The organism is Siccirubricoccus soli, from assembly GCF_024178315.1.
In the GTDB taxonomy this organism is placed as follows: domain Bacteria; phylum Pseudomonadota; class Alphaproteobacteria; order Acetobacterales; family Acetobacteraceae; genus Siccirubricoccus; species Siccirubricoccus soli.
Genome location: NZ_JAMZIK010000104.1, coordinates 1 through 21,993 on the forward strand (window position 1 = coordinate 1; position 21,993 = coordinate 21,993).

26 protein-coding genes are annotated in these 21,993 nt (G+C 73.2%); 14 read left to right on the plus strand and 12 right to left on the minus strand.

Annotation, left to right across the window (positions count from 1 at the left end; translation table 11 throughout):
- On the minus strand, window positions 1-498 hold a 498-nt coding region (locus tag NJ376_RS16735), incomplete at its 3' end, for a TRAP transporter substrate-binding protein (RefSeq protein WP_370288343.1).
- Between the two features lie 60 nt (window positions 499-558).
- On the opposite strand from NJ376_RS16735, the gene NJ376_RS16740 reads away from it, so the two are divergent.
- Window positions 559-1,212 (plus strand): DUF1275 family protein, encoded by a 654-nt coding sequence (locus NJ376_RS16740; protein WP_252954428.1) that lies wholly within the window; start codon window positions 559-561, stop codon window positions 1,210-1,212.
- Between the two features lie 633 nt (window positions 1,213-1,845).
- Here the strand turns inward: NJ376_RS16740 and NJ376_RS16745 are convergent.
- The 4 genes from NJ376_RS16745 to NJ376_RS16760 form a co-directional block, all read right to left on the minus strand.
- Complete coding sequence (locus NJ376_RS16745; protein ID WP_252954429.1) at window positions 1,846-2,187, minus strand: hypothetical protein; 342 nt, start codon at window positions 2,185-2,187, stop codon at window positions 1,846-1,848.
- A 290-nt stretch (window positions 2,188-2,477) separates the two neighbouring features.
- The gene (locus NJ376_RS16750; RefSeq protein ID WP_252954430.1) at window positions 2,478-3,272 is read right to left on the minus strand and encodes an enoyl-CoA hydratase/isomerase family protein; all 795 of its coding nucleotides are present in this window, start codon (window positions 3,270-3,272) and stop codon (window positions 2,478-2,480) included.
- A gap of 92 nt (window positions 3,273-3,364) precedes the next feature.
- On the minus strand, window positions 3,365-3,559 hold the full coding sequence (locus tag NJ376_RS16755) for a hypothetical protein (protein WP_252954431.1): 195 nt from the start codon (window positions 3,557-3,559) through the stop codon (window positions 3,365-3,367).
- Window positions 3,560-3,571: 12 nt separating this feature from the next.
- A complete protein-coding gene (locus NJ376_RS16760) occupies window positions 3,572-4,117 on the minus strand; it encodes a hypothetical protein (RefSeq protein ID WP_252954432.1) in 546 nt (181 codons plus the stop codon).
- 602 nt (window positions 4,118-4,719) lie between these two features.
- Between NJ376_RS16760 and pgsA the strand changes: the two genes are divergently transcribed.
- The 11 genes from pgsA to NJ376_RS16815 all read left to right on the plus strand — a co-directional run bounded on the left by pgsA (window position 4,720) and on the right by NJ376_RS16815 (window position 13,858).
- On the plus strand, window positions 4,720-5,328 hold the full coding sequence (pgsA, locus tag NJ376_RS16765) for a CDP-diacylglycerol--glycerol-3-phosphate 3-phosphatidyltransferase (protein WP_252954433.1): 609 nt from the start codon (window positions 4,720-4,722) through the stop codon (window positions 5,326-5,328).
- A 65-nt stretch (window positions 5,329-5,393) separates the two neighbouring features.
- Entirely contained in the window at window positions 5,394-6,035 is a 642-nt protein-coding gene (locus NJ376_RS16770) for a hypothetical protein (RefSeq protein ID WP_252954434.1), read from the plus strand.
- Window positions 6,036-6,040: 5 nt separating this feature from the next.
- Window positions 6,041-6,292 (plus strand): molybdopterin converting factor subunit 1, encoded by a 252-nt coding sequence (moaD, locus tag NJ376_RS16775; protein ID WP_252954435.1) that lies wholly within the window; start codon window positions 6,041-6,043, stop codon window positions 6,290-6,292.
- Window positions 6,293-6,294: 2 nt separating this feature from the next.
- Window positions 6,295-6,750 carry a molybdenum cofactor biosynthesis protein MoaE gene (locus NJ376_RS16780; RefSeq protein ID WP_252954436.1) on the plus strand — a complete coding sequence of 152 codons (456 nt, stop codon included), beginning with the start codon at window positions 6,295-6,297 and terminating at the stop codon, window positions 6,748-6,750.
- Window positions 6,747-7,121 (plus strand): VOC family protein, encoded by a 375-nt coding sequence (locus NJ376_RS16785; RefSeq protein WP_252954437.1) that lies wholly within the window; start codon window positions 6,747-6,749, stop codon window positions 7,119-7,121. The genes NJ376_RS16780 and NJ376_RS16785 overlap by 4 nt, the downstream gene beginning before the upstream one ends.
- A gap of 1,043 nt (window positions 7,122-8,164) precedes the next feature.
- Window positions 8,165-8,965 carry a hypothetical protein gene (locus NJ376_RS16790; protein ID WP_252954438.1) on the plus strand — a complete coding sequence of 267 codons (801 nt, stop codon included), beginning with the start codon at window positions 8,165-8,167 and terminating at the stop codon, window positions 8,963-8,965.
- A 9-nt stretch (window positions 8,966-8,974) separates the two neighbouring features.
- Window positions 8,975-9,730, plus strand: coding sequence for a sulfite exporter TauE/SafE family protein (locus NJ376_RS16795; RefSeq protein ID WP_252954439.1), 756 nt, complete (start codon window positions 8,975-8,977; stop codon window positions 9,728-9,730).
- A gap of 184 nt (window positions 9,731-9,914) precedes the next feature.
- Complete coding sequence (locus NJ376_RS16800) at window positions 9,915-10,712, plus strand: enoyl-CoA hydratase/isomerase family protein (protein WP_252954440.1); 798 nt, start codon at window positions 9,915-9,917, stop codon at window positions 10,710-10,712.
- A 55-nt stretch (window positions 10,713-10,767) separates the two neighbouring features.
- Entirely contained in the window at window positions 10,768-12,003 is a 1,236-nt protein-coding gene (locus NJ376_RS16805; RefSeq protein ID WP_252954441.1) for an NAD(P)/FAD-dependent oxidoreductase, read from the plus strand.
- 149 nt (window positions 12,004-12,152) lie between these two features.
- Window positions 12,153-12,473, plus strand: a complete 321-nt coding sequence (locus NJ376_RS16810; RefSeq protein WP_252954442.1) for a 2Fe-2S iron-sulfur cluster-binding protein — start codon at window positions 12,153-12,155, stop codon at window positions 12,471-12,473.
- A gap of 134 nt (window positions 12,474-12,607) precedes the next feature.
- Complete coding sequence (locus NJ376_RS16815; RefSeq protein ID WP_252954443.1) at window positions 12,608-13,858, plus strand: cytochrome P450; 1,251 nt, start codon at window positions 12,608-12,610, stop codon at window positions 13,856-13,858.
- 77 nt (window positions 13,859-13,935) lie between these two features.
- Here NJ376_RS16815 and NJ376_RS16820 read toward each other — a convergent pair whose 3' ends face one another.
- From NJ376_RS16820 to NJ376_RS16830, 3 genes are all read right to left on the minus strand, one after another.
- The gene (locus NJ376_RS16820; RefSeq protein WP_252954444.1) at window positions 13,936-15,051 is read right to left on the minus strand and encodes a YbfB/YjiJ family MFS transporter; all 1,116 of its coding nucleotides are present in this window, start codon (window positions 15,049-15,051) and stop codon (window positions 13,936-13,938) included.
- Window positions 15,048-16,172: a YbfB/YjiJ family MFS transporter gene (locus NJ376_RS16825; protein ID WP_252954445.1), complete on the minus strand. Its 1,125-nt coding sequence runs from the start codon at window positions 16,170-16,172 to the stop codon at window positions 15,048-15,050. The genes NJ376_RS16820 and NJ376_RS16825 overlap by 4 nt, the downstream gene beginning before the upstream one ends.
- 210 nt (window positions 16,173-16,382) lie before the next feature.
- Window positions 16,383-16,559, minus strand: a complete 177-nt coding sequence (locus NJ376_RS16830) for a hypothetical protein (RefSeq protein WP_252954446.1) — start codon at window positions 16,557-16,559, stop codon at window positions 16,383-16,385.
- 224 nt (window positions 16,560-16,783) lie between these two features.
- Between NJ376_RS16830 and NJ376_RS16835 the strand changes: the two genes are divergently transcribed.
- Entirely contained in the window at window positions 16,784-17,119 is a 336-nt protein-coding gene (locus NJ376_RS16835; protein WP_256476408.1) for a GntR family transcriptional regulator, read from the plus strand.
- The gene (locus tag NJ376_RS16840) at window positions 17,052-17,294 is read left to right on the plus strand and encodes a hypothetical protein (RefSeq protein ID WP_370288351.1); all 243 of its coding nucleotides are present in this window, start codon (window positions 17,052-17,054) and stop codon (window positions 17,292-17,294) included. Before NJ376_RS16835 ends, NJ376_RS16840 begins: the two co-directional genes overlap by 68 nt.
- Before the next feature lie 169 nt (window positions 17,295-17,463).
- Here the strand turns inward: NJ376_RS16840 and NJ376_RS16845 are convergent, their stop codons facing one another.
- The 4 genes from NJ376_RS16845 to leuC all read right to left on the minus strand — a co-directional run bounded on the left by NJ376_RS16845 (window position 17,464) and on the right by leuC (window position 21,714).
- Window positions 17,464-18,429: a Bug family tripartite tricarboxylate transporter substrate binding protein gene (locus NJ376_RS16845; RefSeq protein ID WP_252954449.1), complete on the minus strand. Its 966-nt coding sequence runs from the start codon at window positions 18,427-18,429 to the stop codon at window positions 17,464-17,466.
- 4 nt (window positions 18,430-18,433) lie between these two features.
- Entirely contained in the window at window positions 18,434-19,513 is a 1,080-nt protein-coding gene (gene leuB / locus NJ376_RS16850) for a 3-isopropylmalate dehydrogenase (protein WP_252954450.1), read from the minus strand.
- A 169-nt stretch (window positions 19,514-19,682) separates the two neighbouring features.
- Window positions 19,683-20,288 (minus strand): 3-isopropylmalate dehydratase small subunit, encoded by a 606-nt coding sequence (gene leuD / locus NJ376_RS16855; protein WP_252954451.1) that lies wholly within the window; start codon window positions 20,286-20,288, stop codon window positions 19,683-19,685.
- 4 nt (window positions 20,289-20,292) lie between these two features.
- Complete coding sequence (leuC, locus tag NJ376_RS16860) at window positions 20,293-21,714, minus strand: 3-isopropylmalate dehydratase large subunit (RefSeq protein WP_252954452.1); 1,422 nt, start codon at window positions 21,712-21,714, stop codon at window positions 20,293-20,295.
- Window positions 21,715-21,993 lie beyond the last annotated feature (279 nt).

Below are 21,993 nucleotides of genomic sequence, written 5' to 3' on the forward strand. Positions count from 1 at the left end.
TTTCAGCTCGTCCAGGCTCTTGATTTCGTTGCGGAACCAGCCGCCCGTCTGGGCGCCGGTGTCGCCCGCCGGGAAGCCGACGATGCCGTAGTCGCGGAACAGCTCCGCCGCCAGCTCGTTGCCGCCGCCATATTGCAGCCAGGCCAGGTTCTGCCGGGCGTTCAGCCCGAAGGGCAGGGCGGTGAAGAAGGCGAAGGAGGGGTCCTTGCCGGTGTAGTAGTAGACCGGGGTGTGGCCGCCCTCGATGGTGCCGGCCTGCACCGCGTCCAGCACCTGCAGCCCGGGCACGATCTCGCCGGCCGGGAAGAAGCGGATCTGGAAGCGGTTCTCCGTGAGCTGCGCCACCCGCTGCGCGATCCGCTCGCCGGTGCCGAACAGCACGTCCAGGTTGCGCGGGAAGGCGGAGGAGATGCGCCAGCGAACCTCCGGGCTGGACTGGGCGAGCGCGGGGGTGGCGAGCGCGACCGGGGCGGCGCCCAGCAGCAGGCGGCGGTTCATGACTGGCTCCTCGACGAAATCGCCGGCATGTAATCCGGATTGCCGGGCGGTGAAAGGCCCGTGACCAAAGGGGGATTGGGGATGGCGGCGGCCTGGCGGCCCTGGCTGGCGGTGCCGCTGGTGGCGATCGGCGGTTGCGTCGATGCCATCGGCTGGCTGCGGCTGCAGGAGCTGTTCGTGAGCTTCATGAGCGGCACCAGCACCATGTTCGCCGTGGCCCTGGCGGGGGGCGAGGCGGCGCGCGCGGTGGAGCTTGGCCTGGTCGTCGCGCTGTTCGCCGCCGGGGCACTGGCGGGGGCCGTGCTGGGGCGGCTGGCCGGGAGGTGGCGCGGCCCGGCGGTGCTGGCGCTGGTCGCCGCACTGCTGCTGGCCGCCTGGGGGCTGCCCTGGGTGGGGGGCGAGCTGCCGCCGGCCGCCTGGGCCATGGTGCCGGCCATGGGGGCGCTGAACCTCGCCCTGCCCGGCGTCGGCGGCATCACCTTCGTCACCGGGGCGCTGACGCGCTTCGCGGAGGCCCTGGTCGCCGCGCTGGCCGGCGCCGGGCCGCATGCCGCCTGGGCCAGCCAGCTCGCCGCCTGGGGCGCGCTGGTCGGCGGCGCGGTGCTGGGGGCGCTGCTGGACGCGCGGGCCGGGGATGATGCGGTGGCCGTGCCTGCCCTGGCCGCGGCGCTGGCCGCGCTGCTGGCCGGACTCGCCCGGTTGTGGCCACGATAATGGTTGCGGCGGCGGCCCCGCCTCCCGCCGGCCGACCCCCGGGCGCCCGGAGTGGCGCTGGTGTCCCGCCTCTTCCCGGCCCGGACCTTACCCGATCGGGAGAGTGGCAGGCCACCGGAAACACTAGAGCGTTTTCGGTTTACATGCGTTCACCGAAAACGCTCTACGCCTTTGGTTGCAGAGCAGATTCACGCCTTCGGGCGATGCCGCCCTACGGCGATCTGCTCTAGCGGCTGCATGTCGAGCGCGGCAGGCAGACTCGGCGCGTCAGGCGGATCCATGAGCATTGGGACAGGCTCCGCCCAGAGCAGGCCTGGGGCCTGTTAGGGAATGGGCCTCGGGGCGGTCTGGCGGGTCGTTTTCGCATCGGGGGCGGCGGTCGGCTTGCCAAGGCAGCCCGCCTTGGCTGCGGCGCCCCCTGCCCAACTAAAAAAATCCCTCGCCAGCCCTCCGCCTCGCCCAGTCCCTGACAGGCCCTGGTGGTTCCGGGTGGCCGAGGAGTCCGCGGCGAATTTCCTGGCCGCCATGGCCGCGCAGCGATAGGGCGGCACCGCCCGGGCCTGACCCCGCCTCGCGGCGCGAGGGGCAGCCCCGCTCCCGCCTTCGGCGCGGGAGCCGGCCCGGAGGCCGGCGTCAATGGTCCCGGCGGTGGTGCCCGGCATAGACGCAGGCGAGGTTCGTCATGTGCCCGAAGAGATGCGTCGGGTATTCGCGGATGACGACCTGCTGCCGGAAGTCGCAGAGCGCGGAGGCGAGGAAGAGCGGCGGTATCGTGTGCGGGATGTATTGCAGGAAGAGCACGTCGCCGCGGCTGCAGCGTTCCAGCGCGAGGCGTTCGGCGATGCTGGCCTCCAGCCCCTGGTCGTCGGGCTGCTCCCCGATCCGGACGAGGCAGCGCATGCCGGTATCCGGCACCTCGGCCGCGGCCGGCGCGGCAGCCAGGACAAGCAGAAGGAGAAGGCCATGGCGGGACATGGCGTCATCATGGCCGGGCGGCGTTAGCAATCGGTGTGCGCCAAGCGCCCGCTCCGGGCGACACCGGAGCGGGAACGCATATCCGCATCCAGGCGCCCCGCTCCGGCGCCTCGCCCGGTCGCGGACTTCGCCCGCGGCGATATCGCCCAGACGCCGGGCCATGACCCGGTCCCGCAGCCGCGTCTGCGGCCATCCCACCGCAAGCGCGCATGCGCCGCTGCCTCGCCCGGCTGCGCTGCGCCCCTGCGGCGATGCTGCCGCAGGCGCGACCGGAGGCCGGGCGAGCGCTCTCAGCGCCCCTGCCAGTTCGCCGGCCGCCGCTCCGCCGTCGCCTTCACGCCCTCGCGGAAATCGGCGGTCTTGCGCAGCCAGTCCTGCTCCACCAGCTCGCGCTCGGTCGCGCGCTCCACCGCATCGGCCAGGCCGCGGCGCATCGTCTCCCGCGTCGCCACCACGCCGAGCGGCGAGGACTCGGCGATCTCCCGCGCCAGGTCCAGCGCGACGGTGCGGAGCTGCTCCAGCGGCGCCAGCAGCTCGGCCAGGCCGATGCGCACCGCTTCCTCGCCGTTGATGCGGCGGCCGGTATAGAACATCAGCGCCGCCTGCTGCTGGCCGACGAGGCGCGGCAGCGTCTCCGTCAGCCCGAAGCCGGGATGGAAGCCGAGCCGGGTGAAATTGGCGCTGAACCGCGCCTCCGGCGCCGCCACGCGGAAATCCGCGACGCAGGCGAGGCCGAGCCCGCCGCCGATCGCCGGCCCCTGCACCGCGGCGACGATCGGCTTCTTCGCCCGGAACAGCCGGACCGCTTCCTTATAGAGGTGCTGCACCGGCCCGCCGACGGGCACCGCGCCTTCCTCCGTCCCGTCTTCCCGCCGGTTGGCGAAATTCGCGCCGGCGCAGAAGGACTTGCCCTGGGCGCAGAGCAGCACGGCGCGGATGGCGGGGTTGGCATCCGCGGCGTCGAAGGCCGTGGCGATCTCGCGGATCAGCACGGTGTCGAAGAAATTATGCGGCGGCCGCTGAATCTCGACGACGGCGACGGCGCCCTCGGTGCTGGTGCCGATGCTGGTGAATGAAGCGGCCATCCGGCCTTCCTCCCGCTCTGTCTGCTGCGTGGAGCCGGAAGATGGCGCGAAACCCGCCCGAGGGCGAGGCCCCCCCGCCCGGCCTCGCTGTCTCAGGCCGGCGCCTTCGCCGCCGGGCGTGGCCGCGCCGCTGCCGGCCGGGCCTGCTCCGTCGCCGGGCGGGGAGGCGGGGCGCGGCGGGGGACCGGCCTGGCCCCACCCTCGCGCCGCGCCGGGGCGGCGGCCAGCCGGTCCAGCGCCATCAGCGCCACCAGCGTGGCGACGCCCAGGGAATGATGCCGTTCCATCCTGCCCCCCGCTCAGTGCAGCACGGTCCAGGGCGGCAGCCGCCAGCCCTCGGTCTTGGAGTCCTCCGCTGCCTCGGGCTCCGGTGCCGTGGGTATCGGCGGGCTGGCCGAGAAGCGCAGCCCGGAGACCGCGAAGATCTGGCCGAGGCCCGCGAGGGCGCCGGCCGCCAGCGCCGCCGCCTCCGGCGCCAGCATGTCTTCGCTCAGGCAGCCTGCCGTCGCCGCTGCCTCGCCGATCTGCGCCAGGCGCGCCGCGCGCAGGAATTGCGCCTCATCCGCCGCCAGGCAGGGGCAGCGCGGCGCGTGGATCTCGATCTGCCGCCGCGCGCCGCGCGCGACGCTGCGCATGAAGCCGTCCACGGCATCGGCGGCGGGGGCAGGCAGGGCGGCCATGGCCAGGGCATGGCGCAGCCGCCCGGTGGGGTCGCCGCCCTGGCGGAGATCCGCCACCCACCAGCGCAGGGCAAGCAGCAGGATGGACTCCGCGGGGCGGAGATTGGCCGTGGTCGGGGGCTCCTGACGCAGGATGCGCGGGGCGAAGGTGAGGATTCGGCCCATTGGGAAAGCTCCGCTGTGGCCGGTACGGGATAGGTTAATTGAGAATGCGTCGCAAGTGCAAATTAGTTCATGCCGGCGCCAGGCTGCCACAGGGGGAACGAAGCCGGGGCTTTGCCGCGGCAAAGCTGCCGGATCGCGTCCACACCCGCCGGCCGGGGCCGGGCCAGCGCTGCCACCGGCGCAGCCCGGGCGGCGGCCGGCGAGGCCCGGTCCATGGCTCCGGACCTGTCTCCGCCGGCGCGGAATCGCCGCCGGGCCCGGCCTCGGCCCGGTATCCTGCCCGGCTGCGATCCCTGCCTGCACGGTGCGGCCGCCCGGTCCGCGAGACGGCTTCAGCCCCTGGCGGAGACCGCCGCCGCCCGGCCATTGCTTTTCGGCCATCGCGGAACCGATCCACGCCGGCTTCGCCGCCCACCCGCGGGCGGTTGCCGAAGGCAGGCCTCGCCGAGGGTGGCGACGGCGCGCCCGCCGGCGGCAGCATGGCGGTGCGGCCGGGGGGATGGCCACCGGCGCGCCCGCGTCTCCGGAACATGCCCCATGCCGGTTGCGCCGCAGGCACACTTGCCCCGCCGCGGCGCCTCAGCCATGACTGCCGCCGCACCATGCCGACCGACCTGCCCAACCTGCTGACACTCTCCCGCATCGCCGCCATCCCGCTGCTGGTGGCGATGGTGGCGCTGCGGCAGCCCTGGGCGGATCTGGCCGCCTGCGTCGTCTTCTCCGCCGCCGCCATCACCGACTACTTCGACGGCAAGATCGCCCGCCGCCGCCAGGCGGTCTCCGGCTTCGGCCGCATGCTGGACCCCATCGCGGACAAGCTGCTGGTCGGCGCCGCCCTCATGCTGCTGGCGGGGTTCGACCGGCTGGGCGGCGGCCTCGCCCTCTACCCCGCCATCCTCATCCTGCTGCGGGAGATCCTGGTCTCCGGCCTGCGGGAATACCTTGCCCAGCTGCGGGTCGGGCTGCCGGTCACGCCGCTTGCCAAGTGGAAGACCGGCTTCCAGATGGGCGCCCTCGGCACGCTGCTGGCCGGGGATAGCGGCGCCGCCGTGCTCGGCCTCGGCGTCCTCCCCGTCTCCGTGATCGGGGAGGCGATGCTCTGGACCGCCGCCGCACTCACTTTGTTGACCGGCTGGGACTATCTTACCGCCGGGCTGCGCCACGCCGGGGCGGAGGACGGCCCCCGTCCCGGCCCGGCGGTCCGCCCTTGAGGCCGGGCCGGCGCGGACACATCTTTCGCCCATCCCCGGGCGTTTCCGGAGTCGAGGAGTTCGCCATGCGAGGCAAGCACGGATGGAAGGCCCCCGCCGGGGCGGCACTGGCTGTGGCGCTGGCGCTCGGGGCCTGTGGGCCGGTCGATCGTGGCACCTATGCAGTGGCCGATGGCATCTCGGAGGCCGGGGCGCGGATCGGCGCCCCCTGGGGCAGCATGCGCGCGACCCCGCCCGGCGAGGGCAGCACCATCGACCGCGTGCGCGGCGTCGCCACCGCCACCGCCTCCCTGCAGCCGGAGCCGGGCGATGTCTGGCCGGCCGAGGAGGCGCCGCGCGCCACCCTCGCCAACCCGGATGCCGCGCTGCGCAACATCCCCACCTACCGCCCCGGGGAGCTGGACCGCCAATCCGCCCCCGTCGGCCGTTCCCAGTGGCAGCCCCAGGATCCGCCGCCGGTCCGCCCGGCGCCGCCCGACCTGAACCTGCGGGCCCCGGCGCCGATCCTGCCGCCCGTCGCGCCGCCCTCGCGTAGCGATGCCGGCCAGGTGATCCAGTCCCCCCGCGGCACCTACACCACTTCCGGCGGCACCGACCGGGTGCAGAGCGTCAACGGGCCGGACGGCAGCGGCACCGCGGTGCGGGACGGCAATTTCATCACCCTCACCACGCCGAGCGGCACGCAGGTGGTGCCGGCGCCGCGGTAGCCCCGATGCGCGTGCTGTATTTCGCCTGGGTGCGGCAGAAGGTCGGCAAGGCCGAGGAGGAGGTGGCGCCCCCCGCCGAGGTGCGCGACGTCGCCGGCCTCATGGCCTGGCTGGCGGCGCAGAGCCCTGGCCATGCCGAGGCCTTCGCCAATGCCAGGACGATCCGCGCCGCGGTGAACCAGGAATTCGCCCGGCCGGACCAGGCGCTGGCCGCGGGCGATGAGGTGGCCTTCTTCCCGCCGGTGACGGGCGGCTAGGCATGACCCCGAGCATCCGTATCCAGGAAGCGCCTTTCGACCTGGCCGAGGAGACCGCCGCCCTGACCGCGGGGCGGGAGGATGTCGGCGGCCTCGCCAGCTTCGTCGGGCTCTGCCGGGCGGATGACGGGCTCGCCGCCCTGGTGCTGGAGCACTACCCCGGCATGACGGAGCGCGCGATCGCCCGCATCGCCGCCGAGGCCTGCGCCCGCTGGCCGCTGACCGGCTGCACCGTCATCCACCGCATCGGCCGGCTGCCGCCGGGGGCGCCGATCGTCCTCGTCCTCACCGCCTCCTCCCACCGCGCCGCGGCGCTCGAGAGCTGCGCCTTCCTGATCGACTGGCTGAAGACCCGCGCCCCCTTCTGGAAGCGCGAGGAATTCGCCGATGGGCGGGAGCGCTGGGTGGAGGCTAAGGAGTCCGACGACGCGGCCGCCGCCCGCTGGGACGCTGCATGACTCTCGGGCCTCTGGCGCGGGTGGAGCTGGCCTGTCGCGACCCGCGGCGGCAGCAGGCCTTCTTTGGCGGCATCCTCGGCCTGAAGCCGACGCTGGGCACGGATGGCGTGCCGCGCTTCGCGCTCGGCGGGGTGGAGCTGGTGCTGCGCCCGCGCGGCGACGCGCTGTTCCCGGCCAATGCGCGCCCCGAGCCCGGCGCGCTGCTCGCCTTCCCCGTGCCGGATGACGAGCTGGATCGCTGGCACCGCCGGATGCTGACCGCCCGCGTCGCGGTGCTGGATGCGCCGGGCCCCGCCGGCGCGCCGCCCCGGACGCTCCGCATCGCCGATCCGGAGGGCAATGTGGTGGAGCTCTACGCCACCGGGGCCTGAACGGGGAGGGGCGGATGGCAGGGCGCTTTCCGGGCCGGGGCGGGGGGCGTGGCCGGGGCGGGCTGCCTCGGCCGCCCGCCGGCCGCCTTGCGCAGCGCACGCCGTTGGCACGCGGCCCCCGGCGCACCACAGCCGCCCCGGACCGGTTCGCTCCTCGGGCCCCGGGGTGAGGGGGCTCGGCGCCATCCTGGCCGGGGCGGCGCTGCTGCTCTGGCCGGCGGCGCCGAATGGCTATCCGCTCGTCTTCAGCGATACCGGCGCCTTCCTGGCGCAGACGGTGCAGGGCTGGCCGGTCTGGGACAAGCCCTTCGTCTTCGGCCCGGCGCTGCACCTGCTGCACTGGCGCTGGACGCTGTGGGGGGCGGTGGCGGTGCAGGGGGTGGCGCTGTCCTGGCTGCTGCGCCTGGTGCTGCGGGTGCTGGGGCACGGTTCGGCCGGGCAGCCGCGCGCGGACGGATGCCCTGCGCCCAAGCATCCACCGCCGGGACAGGCCGCACCGGCTGCCGCCGGCCATGCGGCTTGGCCGAAGCATTCCCGGCCGGGGCGGGGTGCATTGGCTGCCGCCGGTCCTGCGGCCCGGCCGGAGCACTCCCGGCCCCGGCAGGGTGCATCGGCTGCTGCCGACCATGCGGCCGGGCCGGAGCATCACTGGCCCGGGCAAGGCACGCCGGGGGCTGCCGGTCCCACGGGCTGGCTGCGGCCGGTCGCGTCCGGCCGGGGCGCAGAAGGAGCGGCGCCAGGGGTGGTGCGATGGCATATGCCGCTCTGCGCCCTGCTGGCGGCCGGCAGCGCCGCGCCCTGGTTCGCCGCCACGCTGATGCCGGATTGGCTGGCGCCCGCCCTGGTGCTGGCGGCCTTTCTGCTGGGCTTCGGCGAGACGGCGCTGGGTCGGGCGGAGCGCCTGGGCCTCGCCGCGCTGTTCGTGCTGGCGGTGGCGGCGCATCCCTCTCACCTGCCCTTGGGCCTGGCGCTGGCAGCGGGGGGGGCTGACGCTGCAGGGCTGGCGGGCGGCCGGGCGCTGCGCCCTGCCGCTTGCCCTGGCCGTGGCGCTGCTGCTGGGCAGCAATCTCTGGGCCCATGGGCGGCTGGCGCTGTCCCCCTATGGCGCGGTCTTCGCCCTCTCCCGACTGGTGGCGGATGGCCCGGCCGCCCGCACCATCGCGGCGCGCTGCCCGGCGGTGGGCTGGCATCTCTGCGCCTGGGCCGGGCGGCTGCCGGGCGATTCGGATGAGTTCCTGTGGTCCGGCACCGGCCCGGTCTGGGCCCCACGGGCGGATGGCGCGCAGCCCGGCGGGCCGATCAGCCTGGCGCCCGAGGCCGCCGCCATCCTCGCCGAGACCCTGCGGCGGGAGCCCCTGGCGGTGCTGCGGGCGGCGGCGGCGAATGCCTGGCGCCAGCTTCTCATGGTTCGGGTGGGGGATACGCTGGGGCCGGAGAATCTGGCGCCTTCGGTCGGGCGGCAATTGGCGCTGGGCTTTCCGCCGGCGGAGCAGGCGCGCTTCGCCGCCTCCCTCCAGGCGCGCGGGGTGCTGCGGGCGGCGGCGGCGCCTTTCCTCCGGCCGCATCTGCCGCTGCTGCTGGCCGGGCTGGGGCTGACGCTGTGGGTGGCTTGGCGCGGGGCGCCGACGGCGCGCGGACTGGCCTGGCTGGTGCTGCTCGGCCTGCTGGCGAATGCCGCCGTCACCGGCGCCCTCTCCGGCCCGCACCACCGCTACCAGGCGCGCATCGCCTGGCTGCTGCTGCTGCCGGCCTGTGGCCTCTCCCTGCGTCGCGGGACCCCCACCACGTGGCGGCGGCCGGATGTCTTGCTCCCGGGTGAAGCCTTCCGGCCCGACCCTGCCTAGTCTTTCCGCATGTTCTCCGGATTCGACCTGCTCGACGCGGCCGTGGTCGCCGCCATCTTCCTCCTGGCCGGGCTGGTGAAGGGGCTGGCCGGCTTCGGCCTGCCCACCGTCACCCTCGGCCTCCTGGCACTGATCCGCCCCTTGCCCGAGGCGATGGCGCTGATGCTGGTGCCCACCCTGCTGACCAATCTCTGGCAGGCCTTCGCCGGCCCGGCGCTGCGCAGCGCGCTGCAGCGGCTATGGGGCTTCCTGCTGGCCTCCGGCCTCGGCAGCCTGGCGGGGGCGAATATCCTGGCGCGCAGCGATGCAGCGCTGCTCTCCGGCCTGCTGGGGCTGCTGCTGCTGGCCTCCGGTGCGGTGGCGCTGCTCGGCCCGCCCTGGCCGGTGCCGAGCCCGGCCAAGGAGCGGTGGCTATCCCCCCTCATGGGCGCGGTGGCCGGCCTCATCGCCGGGATGACGGGCAGCTTCCTGATGCCGGCGGCGCCCTGGCTGGTGGCGCTGCACCTCTCGCCGCAGCAATTCGTGCAGGGCTTCGGCCTGGGCGTGCTGGCGGTGACGGGGGTGCTGGCCGTGGCGATGGCCGGGCATGGGCTGCTGCCGCCGGATCTGGGCCTTGCCTCGCTGGCCGGGGTGGTGCCGGCCTTCCTCGGCATGGCGCTGGGGCAGCGGCTGCGGCATGGCATGCCGGAGGCGCGGTTCCGCCGCATGGTGCAGGCGGCGCTGGGGGGGCTCGGCGCCTGGCTGGCCTGGCGCGCCTTCGGCTGACCTGACGCTTCCCGCGGGAAGCGCGCCTCCTGCGCGCTCGGCACCGTCGAGCCGCCCCTTGCGGCACCGTGGCCCCGGGCAATGGTGGCCTTCGACTCTGTCGAAGGCCTTCCAGGGCCTCCGTTGTCGCAGAACGGCAAGCAGCGCTAGCCTCCCCGTCACGACCACAACGCGGAGGATGCAGATGGCCGTCGTCGAGACCGAAACCCATGGCCAGACCCTGGTCGTCCGCCTCAACCGCCCGGAGCGCCTCAACGCGCTGAACCAGGAGCTCCGCACCCGCCTCGCCGAGATCTGGACCAGCTTCCGGACCGACCCTCAGCTCGAGGTCGCCATCCTCACCGGCACCGGCCGCGGCTTCTGCGCCGGCGAGGACATGAAGGAATCCCTCGCCGACGGCGCCCCCGGCGGCCGCGCGCTCGACCTGCCGGACCCCTTCCGCGAGGGCAGGCTGGAAAAGCCCGTCATCGCCGCGGTTAACGGCTTCGCCATGGGCGGCGGCTTCATGCTGGTGGAAGCCACGGATCTCCGCGTCGCCGTCCACGGCACGGTGTTCGAGGTCTCGGAGGCCAAGCGCTGGCTGCTCGGCGGCTACAATCACGGCACCGTCGCCAACCTGCCCTTCCCGATCGCCATGGAAATGGCCCTCGGCTTCCGCTTCACCGCCGAACGCCTCTACGAACTCGGCTTCCTGAACCGGCTGGTGGAGCCGGAGGCGCTGCTGCCGACGGCACTGGAAATGGCGAGCCATCTGCTCAGCCTGCCCCCCGCCTCCCGCGTCAACACCGTGCACATGATGCGGCGCATGCGCCCGCGCCCGACGCCGGCGCAGGAGAAGCTGGCGGAGAAGCTGCACCAGCACGGTGCCCTCAGCGACCGCATGGAAAGCCGCGCCGCCTTCGCCGAGAAGCGCGCCCCGCGCTGGAAGGGTTGGGACAACCCGGAGGACCGCTACCGCCTGCCCGATCTCGACATTCCTTGACGCCCCCGCCCCCGGGCGGGACTCTGAGCCCGGATACAGGGGAGGACAGAGCCGGGTGACCGAGCGACCCATCGTCATCGCAGGGGCCGGACATGCCGGTGGCGCCGCCGCGGCCTTCCTGCGGCAATATGGCTGGAAGGGGGGCATCGTGCTGGTGGGGGAGGAGCCCATCCTGCCCTATCAGCGCCCGCCGCTCTCCAAGGCCTGGCTGAAGGGCGAGGCGACGGCCGAAAGCCTCGCCCTGCGCCCCGCCCGCTTCTACGAGCAACAGAAGATCGAGGCCCGGCTCGGCCAGCGCGTCGTGGCCATCCATCGCGCCGAGGCGGAGGTGGAACTCGCCTCCGGCGAGCGCCTGCCCTACCACCGGCTGATCCTGGCCCTCGGCGCCCGCGCCCGCGCACTGCCCGTCCCCGGCGCCGATCTTGCCGGGGTGCTGGCGCTGCGCAGCGCCGCGGATGCGGATGCGCTGAAGGCGGCGCTGACCCCGGGCGCCCACCTCGCCGTCATCGGCGGCGGCTATATCGGGCTCGAGGTCGCCGCCTCCGCCCGCGCCCTCGGCTGCACCGTCACGGTGGTGGAACGTGAGTCCCGGGTGCTGGCCCGCGTCGCCGGCGAGGCGCTTTCCGCCTACCTCGCCGAGCATCACCGCGCCCAGGGGGTGGAGATCCTGCTCGGCGCCGAGGTGGAGGCGCTGGAGGGCCGGGCCGGGCGGGTTGCTGCGCTGCGGCTGAAGGATGGTCGCACCCTTGCTTGCGACACGGCGCTGATCGGCATCGGCGCGGTGCCGGAGGAGGCGCTGGCCCGCGCCGCCGGCCTCGCCTGCGCCAATGGCATCCTGGTCGATCTCGCCGCCCGCACCGAGGATCCGGCGATCTACGCCATCGGCGACTGTACCCATCGGCCGCTGCCGCTCTCCGGCCGCTCCATGCGGCTGGAATCCGTGCCCAACGCGCTGGAGCAGGCGAAGCAGGCCGCCGCCGATATCTGCGGCCGCCCGCCGCCGGTGCCGGAAGTGCCCTGGTTCTGGTCGGACCAGTATGCGCTGCGGCTGCAGATGGCCGGCATCGCCTTCGCCCCCGCTCAATCGGTGCGGCGCCCCGCGGCGGAAGGGGAGGGCTTCGCCGTCTTCCACCTCGCGGCCGATGACACGGTGCTGGCGGTGGAGGCGGTGAACGCTCCCGCGGAATTCATGGCGGGGCGGCTGCTGGTGGCGAAGCAGCGCCAGGTGCCGGCGGCGGTGCTGGCGGACCCGGCACGGTCGCTGAAGGAACTGGCGGCCGGGCAGGCCTGACCGCCTGCGGCGCCGGCCCCGCGCCGGGCGCGGCCGTATAGCCGCTGCAACCCTTTTCAAAGGCGGCGCACATCTGAATGTGCGAAGCAGAAGGGTCTGGCCGCCCGGTTCCGCCCGGGCCCGGCTGCCCCCAGCAGGAAGGACACGTGATGCCGAACATCACCTATGTCGAGTTCGACGGCACCGCACACCAGGTGGAGGTGCCGGTCGGCCATTCCGTGATGCAGGGTGCGGTGGAGAACAACATCCCCGGCATCGACGCCGATTGCGGCGGCGAATGCGCCTGCGCCACCTGCCACGTCTATGTGGAGGAGAGCTGGCTGCCGCAATGCGGCACGCCGGGCGAGCAGGAGCGCAGCATGCTGGGCTTCGCCGCGACGGCCGCGCCGAATTCCCGCCTCTCCTGCCAGATCCGCGTCACCGAGGCGCTGGACGGCCTCGTCGTTCGCATGCCGGAAGCGCAGCACTGAGGCGCTACGCGGCACCCCCGCCATGCCGGCCGAGTTTCATTGAAACCGCCCACCCCGCGATGCCAAGCTTCCGCCGCAGGCACCGGGCGGCGGCCTGAACCACGCCGAGCACCAGCCCCTGGGAGGAGTCCGGAATGAACGCCCCCGTGAATCTGAACCATGCGGAGATCGCCGCCACCACGCCGCTGGACAAGCTGGATGTCAGCGACCCCGCGCTGTTCCGCGACGATGTCTGGCACCCCTATTTCGCCCGCCTGCGGCGGGAGGCGCCCGTGCATTACTGCCGGGAGAGCATGTTCGGCCCCTACTGGTCCATCACCACCTACAAGGACATCGTCCAGGCGGAGCTGCTGCACAAGGTGTTCAGCTCGGAGAGCAGCCTCGGCGGCATCAGCATCCGCGACCGGCCGAAGGACCTCCGGCTGCCGATGTTCATCGCCATGGACCCGCCGCAGCATGACGAGCAGCGCAAGGCGGTGCAGCCCATCGTGGCGCCCGGGAACCTCGCCAAGCTGGAGCACCTGATCCGCGAGCGCGCCTGCCGCATCCTGGACAGCCTGCCGCGCAACGAGACCTTCAACTGGGTGGACAGGGTCTCCATCGAGCTGACGGTGCAGATGCTGGCGACGCTGTTCGACTTTCCGCAGGAGGATCGCCGCAAGCTCTCCTACTGGTCGGATTGCGCGACGGCGCTGCCCATGCCGGGCGGGCTGATCGAGAATGAGCAGCAGCGCGAGGCCGTCTTCGCCGAGATGCTGCAATACTTTCTGGGCCTGTGGAATGCCCGGGTGAATGCCGAGCCGGGCAATGACCTGATCTCCATGCTCGCCCATGCCCCGGCCACGCGGCACATGTCGCCGCGGGAGTTCATGGGGAACCTCGTGCTGCTCATCGTCGGCGGCAACGACACCACGCGGAATTCCATCAGCGGCGGCGTGCTGTTCCTGAACCAGAATCCGGAGGAATACGCCAAGCTGCGCGCCGACCCCGCGCTGGTCGAGAGCATGGTGCCGGAGATCATCCGCTATCAGACGCCGATCGCCCATATGCGCCGCACCGCCATCGCGGATGTGGAGTTCGGCGGGCAGACGATCCGCGAGGGCGACAAGGTCGTCATGTGGTACATCTCCGGCAACCGCGACGAGACGGCGATCGAAGAGCCCGACCGCTTCATCATCGACCGCAAGCGGCCGCGCCAGCACCTCTCCTTCGGCTTCGGCATCCATCGCTGCGTCGGCAACCGGCTGGCGGAGATGCAGCTGAAGATCCTGTGGGAGGAGATCCTGAAGCGCTTCGAGCGGATCGAGATGGTCGGGCCGGAGAAGCGCGTCTATTCCACCTTCATCCACGGCATCACCGAGCTGCCGGTGCGCATCCCCGGCTGAGCCTGCAAACTCGGACCGGGGTCCGGGCCAGGTCCTGGCCCCGGCGGGGGCATGGGGCAGCGCCCCCATTCCTGCCCTCACACCTTCAGCGCCACCAGCAAGGCCCCTGCGGACAGCACCAGCCCCGCCCCGAACACCGCCTGGTGGCTCTCCCCCGTGGCCGCGAAGAGGGCCGCCAGGGCGAAGGCCACCACCGCCTGGCAGACGCCGTAGGAGGCGCTGGTGCCGCTCCACAGCGCCGCCGCCCGCTCCCCCGCCCTTTGCCGCACCAGGGCCAGCGTCACGGCGGTGACGCCCACGCCTGCGAATCCCCCGAGCGCCGCCGCCGCCAGCAGCGCCGGCGCGGCGGGCACCAGGCCCAGCGCCAGCGCCCCGAGCTGCGCGACCAGCCAGAGCCGGAAGGCGAGCACCGCGCCGATGCGGTCCGCCGCCCTGCCGCCCAGCAGGGTGCCGCAGATGGCGCCGCCGCCGAAGACCAGCCAGATCAGCGCCCCGGCGCCCAGCCCGAGCCCCAGGCCTCGCGCCGCGAGGTCGGCGATATAGACCATCGGCGCCACCATCCCGGCGCCGGAGAGGCCATAGGCCAGCAGCAGCGCCGCCGCCTTCGGCCGCGCGCCCGGCCGGGCCGGCGGCATGGCGGGCGGGCTCGGCCAATGCGGCGCCGCCAGGGCCCAGAAGCCCAGCACCGCCGCCGCCAGCCCCAGCCAGGCCCAGGCCAGGCCCAGCGGCACCAGCAGGGGCACCAGCAGGGAGCCGAGGGCGATGCCGCTGCCGACGCCCGCGACGACGATGCCGCTGGCCATGCCGCGCCGCGACGCCGGGATCACCGCCAGCACCGCCGGCCCGGCCAGCCCCATCAGGAAGCCGCCGCCGAGGCCCGACAGCCCCCGCCACAGCGCGAACCAGCCAAGGCCGAGATTGGCGGCGCAGGCGGCGAAGCTCAGCGCCGCCAGCGCCATGCCGAGGGCGAGGCAGCGCCGCACCCCGAGGCGTGGGGCCAGGCGCGGCGCCGCCAGCACCCCGGCCAGGTAGCCGGCGAGGTTGGCCGCCCCCAGCAGCCCCGCCCCGCCGCCATCCACCCAGCCCGCCGCCACCATGGCGGGGAAGAGCGGCACATAGGCGAAGCGGGCGAGGCCCAGCCCGGAGCAGGTGGCCGCCGCCCCGGAGAGCGCGGTGGCAAGGAAGCCGCTCATGCCTGCCTCGCCACCAGCGCGGCGGCGCCCCAGCCGGCGGCCGAGAACCCCAGCCCGGCGCCGAACACCGCCGCATGGCTCTCCCCCGTGGCGGCGAAGAGCGCGGCCAGAGCGAAGCCGATCACGGTCTGCATCACCGCGAAGCCCGCCGTGGCCTGCACCCAGAGGCCGGTGGCCCGCGCCCCCGCCATCTCCCGCGTCACTGCCAGCGTCACGGCCGAGACGCCGACCGCGGCGAAGCCGGAGAGCGCGGCGGTGGGCAGGATCAGCGCCGCATGCGGCGGCAGGGCCAGGGCCAGCGCCGCCACCTGCACGCCGAGCCAGAGCACCAGGGTGCGCCGCGCCCCCATGCGGTCCACCACCCGCCCGCTCAGCACGCCGCCGGCAATGCCGAACAGGCCGAAGACCAGCCAGATGGCGGCGCCGATGCCGACGCCGAGGCCCCGGCCGCGCGCCGCGAGATCCGCCAGATAGACCATGGGCGGCACCATGCCGGCGCCGTGCAGCCCGTAGGTGAGGATCAGCAGCCGGGCGCGGGGCGGCGCCTCGGCCGCGGCGCCGCGCAGCTCCATCGCCGGCCAACGGGGATGGGCGAAGACCCAGAGCAGCAGCACCAGCGCCGCCAGCCCCAACCAGGTGGCCGGCAGCCCCGCCCCGAGCAGCGCCGGCACCGCCACCGCCCCGGTGGCGATGCCGATGCCGACGCCCGCGATGACGATGCCCCCCGCCTTGCCGCGATCCGGCGCCGCGACGCTCGCCTGGGTGGCCGGCCCGGCGACCGCCATCAGCCAGCCCCCCGCGACGCCGGCCAGGGTCCGCCAGAGCAGCAGCCAGAGGAAGCCGCCGTTCCAGGCGCAGGCCAGCAGGGAGAGGGCGATCAGCGCCATCCCCGCATCCAGCAGCCAGGGCACGCCGCGCCGCCGCGCCAGGGCCGGCCCGGCGAGGATGCCGATGAGGTAGCCGAGCAGCGCCGCGGCGCCGAGGGTGCCCGCCTGCCCGCCATTCACCCAGCCCGCCGAGACCATGGCGGGGAAGAGCGGGACATAGGCGAAGCGCGCGATGCCGTTGCCGGAGGCGGTCGCCGCCGCGCCGGCGAAGGCGGAGCGAAGATAGGAGGCCACGCGCGAGCCTAACCCGGAGCGGCGCGCTGCCTAGGGGGCACCGGCAGGGCAGCCATGCGCGGATGGCCGGGCTGTTGCGCAACCGCTTCAGGCGGCCCGGCCGGGCGGGACGAAGGGGTGGCCTGATCGAGACCGGCTGCCGCAGCCTGTCCCTTCAAGCCTGGCAAGGGGTGGCGATCCAGGCCGGGCGGCACGCCGCCCGGTCGCCCCTCACCGCGAGGGCGTTGCCCAGTTCTGCACCGGCGGCCGGGTCAGCGGCGCGCTGAGCTGCTGGGTGTTGGCCCAGTTGCTCGGGCGAGCCGGCGGCGCATCGGTGCCGGTGCGGGTGGCGGCGAGCAGCACGAAGCCGAGGAGCAATCCAGGAAGAAGCAGGGCAAGGCGGCACATGGGAGAGGGTCTTCACGTTCAGGGGGCGGCGCCGGGCGCCGCGGCTTGAGGCGGAAAATGGTGGCTTTCACAGTCCTAGGCCATGCCGAAGGATGAATGATGTTCATTCGGTCACTGCATGGCTCCTGCCTGCTTGCCGGTTCCGTGCTGGCTTTCCACGCTGATTACACCAGGCGCCCGATCGGCCCGCCCCACCCCCGTCCGGCCTGACCGAGGCCCAGGCGCTGCGCAGCGACCGCGCCTATGCGCTGCTGCGGCCGGAGGTGCTGTCCTGTCGCATTCCGCCCGGCGCCCTGCTGAGCGAGGCGGAGGTGATGCGGCGCTACGAGCTCGGCCGCGCCACCTGCTGCGCCGCGCTGCACCGGCTGGCGCAGGACGGGCCGCTCCGCGCCGCCCCGCGCCAGGGCTATTTCGTCTCCCCGGTGACGCCGGCCGATGTGGCGGAGATCTACACCCTCCGGCTGGAGCTGGAGCCTGCGCCTGCCCTACGCCGTGCCCCAGCTCCTCGCCGGGCTGAAGATCGCGGCGACCGTGGCGTTGCTCGGCATCGTCATCGGTGAGTTCGTCACGGCGCAGCAGGGGCTGGGCTATGTGGTGATGTTCGGCGCCTCGCTGGGCGAGACCGCGCTGGTGCTGGCGGCCATCACCCTGCTCTGCGGCATCGGGCTGATGCTCCATGGCGCCGTGCCGGCAGCGGAGCTCGCCTTCGCGCGGTGGTATGGGGAATTCGCCTGACATCCGGGGAAGGCGCTGCCTTCCCCAGGCCCCATCCGCCAAAGGCCGAAGGGCCTTTGGAAACCAGGAGTTTGGAGCGAGCGAGTTGAACTTGCCGACTCAAGAGCTCCAAGGGCCCTTCGGCCCTTGGCAGAGGAGAGCCCGAGAGGCGGCAGCGCCCCCTCTCGGTTCAGCCCAAGGTAATGCCGGCTTCCCGGATCACCTGCTCGCAGATCATCCGCTGGCCGTCCAGCCAGCGGGCGAATTCCTCCGGGCTGCTGCCGGACATCACCGCGCCCAGCGGGTCCATCCGCTGCTTCACCCCGGCATCCCGGCAGGCCTGGCCGAGCGCTTCGGCCAGCCGCACGACGATGCCGGTCGGCGTCCCGGCGGCGGCGAAGACGCCGTTCCAGTCATTCATGTCGAAGCCGGGGAAGCCCTTCTCCGCCAGCGGCGGCACCTCGGGGATGGAGGGCACGCGGTTCAGGCTCGTCACCGCCAGCATGCGCGCCTTGCCGGACTGCACCGGTGGGCGGATGGAATTGGTGGTGATCAGCACGGCATCGATCACCCCCGCCGTGATGTCCCGCGCCGCATCCGCCCCACCGCGATAGGGCGTGTGGATCAGCCGGATGCCCGCGAGCTTCTGGAACATCTCCCCCGCCAGATGCCCCATGCCCGCCGCCGGCGGCGTGCCGTAGCTGATGGTGGCGGGCCTGGCCTTGGCCGCGGCGATGAACTCCTCGATCGTCCGTGCCGGGAAATCCTGCTTCACCGCGATCACCTGCGGGAAGAGGCAGACCTGGGAGACCGGCAGGAAGGCCGTGCGGTAGTCGAAGCCGAGATCCTTCATCAGCGGCGGGTTCGTCAGCTGGTTCGCCGCATCCACCAGGAAGGTGTAGCCGTCGCGCGGCGATTGCAGCGTGGCATTCGCCGCGATCACCGCATTGCCGCCGGTCCGGTTCTCGATGATCACCGACTGGCCGATGATCTCCTGCAGCTTCTGCCCCACGGTCCGCGCCGCGGTATCCGCCGCCCCGCCGGCGGCGAAGGCGACGATGAGGCGGATGGGCCGGTTCGGCCAGAGGTCCGATTGTGCCAGGGCGGGGGTGGCGAGGGCGCTGCCCAGCAGGGCGCGGCGTGTGATGCGCAGCATGGCCTCACCCCTTCAGCTTGAGGATGGCCTGGGCGACCGCATCGCCCATCGCTTCCGTGCCCAGCCGCGTCGCGCCCTCCTCCATGATGTCGCCGGTGCGGTAGCCTTCCGCCAACACCTGGCGCACGGCCTTCTCCATCAGCGCCGCCTCCGCCTCCAGCTTCAGCGAGTGCCGCAGCAGCAGGGCGGCGGAGAGGATGGAGGCGAGCGGATTCGCCAGATCCTTCCCGGCAATGTCCGGCGCCGAGCCATGCACCGGCTCGAACAGCCCGACGCCCTCGCCGTTCAGGGAGGCCGAGGGCAGCATGCCGATGGAGCCGGTCAGCATCGCTGCGGCATCGGAGAGGATGTCGCCGAAGATGTTGCCCGTCACGATGACGTCGAAATCGCGCGGCCGGCGGATGAGGTGCATGGAGACGGCATCCACATATTCGTGCCGCAGCTCCACATCCGGATAGTCGCGCGCCACCTCGATCGCCACCTCGCGCCAGAGCTGGCTGGTTTCCAGCACATTCGCCTTGTCCACGGAGCAGAGCTGACGCCGCCGCTTCCGCGCCGCCTCGAAGCCGGCGCGCATCACCCGCGCCACCTCGGCCTCCGTGTAGCGCATGGTGTTCCAGGCGTGGCGCTGCCCGTTCTCCACGCCGCGGCCGCGCGGCGTGCCGAAATAGATGTCGGAGGTCAGCTCCCGCAGCACCACCAGATCCACGCCCTCGATCGCCTCCCGCTTCAGGGAAGAGGCGCCGAGCAGTTCCGGGAAGGCAAAGACCGGCCGGAAATTGGCGTAGAGGTCAAGCTGCTTGCGCAGCCGCAGCAGCCCATGCCCGCCGCGCTGTTCCGCGGGACGCAGATCGCTCTCATAGGTGCCGGCGGCGCCGAACAGGATGGCGTCGGCCTTGGCCGCCATCTCCGCCGTGGACGGTGGCAGCGGGTCGCCATGCTGGTTGAAGGCGGCATCGCCGATCGGCGCCTCCGCCATCTCGAATTGCGGGCCGTTATTGGCGGAGATGGCGCGCAGCGCCTTCACCGCCTGGGCCGTCACCTCCGGCCCGATGCCGTCGCCGGCGAGGACTGCGATTTTCATCACGCCACCCGATGGCCGGAGCGCCGCATGGCGCGGAGGGCTGAATCGGCCGGCACGGCATATGCCCGATGGTCGGAGCGCCGCATGGCGCGGAGGGCTGAAGCGGCCGGCACGGCATATGCCCGCTGGTCGGAGCGCCGCATGGCGCGGAGGGCTGAATCGGCCGGCCTCATATGCGATTCTCCCTGCCATAGCGCCGTTCGAAGGCGGCGATGTCGTCCTCATAGGCGGCGGTCACGCCGAAATCGTCCAGCCCGTTCAGCATGCAATGCTTGGCGAAGGGGTCGATCTCGAAGCCGTGCACGCTGCCATCCGGCGCCGTCACCTGCTGCTGCGGCAGGTCCACGAAGATCCGCGCGCCGGGCGAGGCTTCGAGCTGCGCCAGGATGTCTTCCACCACCGCGGCGGGCAGCACCACCGGCAGCAGCCCGTTCTTGGTGCCGTTGTTGCGGAAGATGTCGCCGAAGCTCGGCGCGATGGCGCAGCGGAAGCCAGCATCGAACAGCGCCCAGACGGCGGCTTCGCGGGAGCTGCCGCAGGCGAAATTCTTCCCCGCGACGATGACCCGGGCCGCCCGCCAGGGCTCCCGGTTCAGCGGGAATTCCGGGTTCTGCTCGCCCGTCGCGGCCACCCGCCGCGCGTCGTGGAAGAGGAAATCCGCATGGTTCACCTCCCGCGGGCGGGAGAGGAAGCGGGCCGGGATGATCTGGTCCGTGTCGATGTTCGGCAGCGGCAGCGGCACCGCCACGGCATCGAGCGTCACGAAGGCTTCCATCGCCTCAGCCTCCCATCAGCCGGCGCACATCGGCGAAGCGGCCCGTCACCGCCGCCGCCGCGGCCATGGCCGGGCTCAGCAGATGCGTCCGCGCCCCCGGCCCCTGCCGCCCCATGAAATTGCGGTTCGAGGTGGAGGCGACGCGCTGCCCCGGCCGGGCGATGTCGCCATTGGTGCCGAGGCACATGGAGCAGCCCGGCTCCCGCCACTCGAAGCCGGCGCGGCGGAACACCTCGTGCAGCCCCTCGGCTTCCGCCTGGCGCTTCACCGGCTCGCTGCCCGGCACCACCCAGGCGGTCACGCCCTCGGCCACCTTGCGGCCATCGGCCACGGCGGCGGCGGCGCGCAGATCCTCGATGCGGGAGTTGGTGCAGCTGCCGATGAAGACGCGGTCGATGGCGATGTCGGTCAGCTTCGTGCCGGGCGTCAGCCCCATATAGTCCAGCATCCGACGCATCTGCGCCCGCCGCTCGGCATCCGCGGCGCTCTCCGGGTCCGGCACCGCGGCGTCGATCGGCAGCGCATCCTCCGGGCTGTTGCCCCAGGTGACCATGGGCCGGATGGCGCTGCCATCCACCGTCACCTCGGTGTCGAAGGCCGCGCCCTCGTCGCTCGGCAGCTCCCGCCACCGGGCCACGGCCTGCTCCCATTCCGCGCTCTGCGGGGCATAGGGGCGGCCATGCAGATAGGCATAGGTGGTCTCGTCCGGTGCCACCATGCCGGCGCGCCCGCCGGCCTCGATCGACATGTTGCAGAGCGTCAGCCGCCCTTCCATCGAGAGCCCGCGGATCGCGTTGCCGGCATATTCGATGACATGCTCCGTGGCCCCCGCCGCGCCGATCTGCGCGATGATGGCGAGGATCACGTCCTTCCCCGTCACCTGCGGCCCCAGCGTGCCGTCCACCGTGATGCGCATGGTCTTCGGCTTGCGCTGCCACAGCGTCTGCGTCGCCAGCACATGCGCCACTTCCGTGCTGCCGATGCCGAAGGCCAGCGCGCCGACGGCGCCATGGGTGGAGGTGTGGCTGTCGCCGCAGACCAGCAGGATGCCAGGCTGGGAGAGCCCGGTCTCCGGTCCCACCACATGCACGATGCCCTGGTTGGGATCGCCCAGGCCGAACATGCGGATGCCGTGCTCCGCCGTGTTGCGCGCCAGCTTCTCCACCATCTCGCGGTGGCGCGGATCCTCGATCTCCGCCAGCTTGCGGGTGGCGGTGGAGACGTAGTGGTCGGGCGTGGCGAAGATGCGGTCCGGCGCGCGCGGCTTCAGCCCGCGCTTGCGCAGCACGTCGAAGGCGGTGGCGCCGCCATCATGCAGCAGATGGCGGCCGACATAGAGCAGCGTCTGGCCGTCCTCGCGCTCCGTCACGCGGTGGCGGGACCAGATCTTCTCGAACAGCGTGCGCGGGCCTGCTGGCTCGGACATGCTCCCCCCCTCTTGTCTTGCTCAGGGGGAGCGTGAGCCTGGCCGGCCTGGCTGTCCAGGGGGCGGCGGCGGGCCGCGCTAGAGCAGATCGCCGCAGGGCGGCATCGCCTGAAGGCGTGAATCTGCTCTGCGAACAAACGCTTTAGCGGCTATTTCTGCCGTGCGGACCAGTGCTGCTCGCGGCGGCCGCGGCGTTCGGCGCCCGCGGTCAGCCAGCGCGGGCTGCGCCGTGGCGGGCGGCCGGCGTCGAGCGGGCCGCGGGGCAGGGCGGCCTCGGCC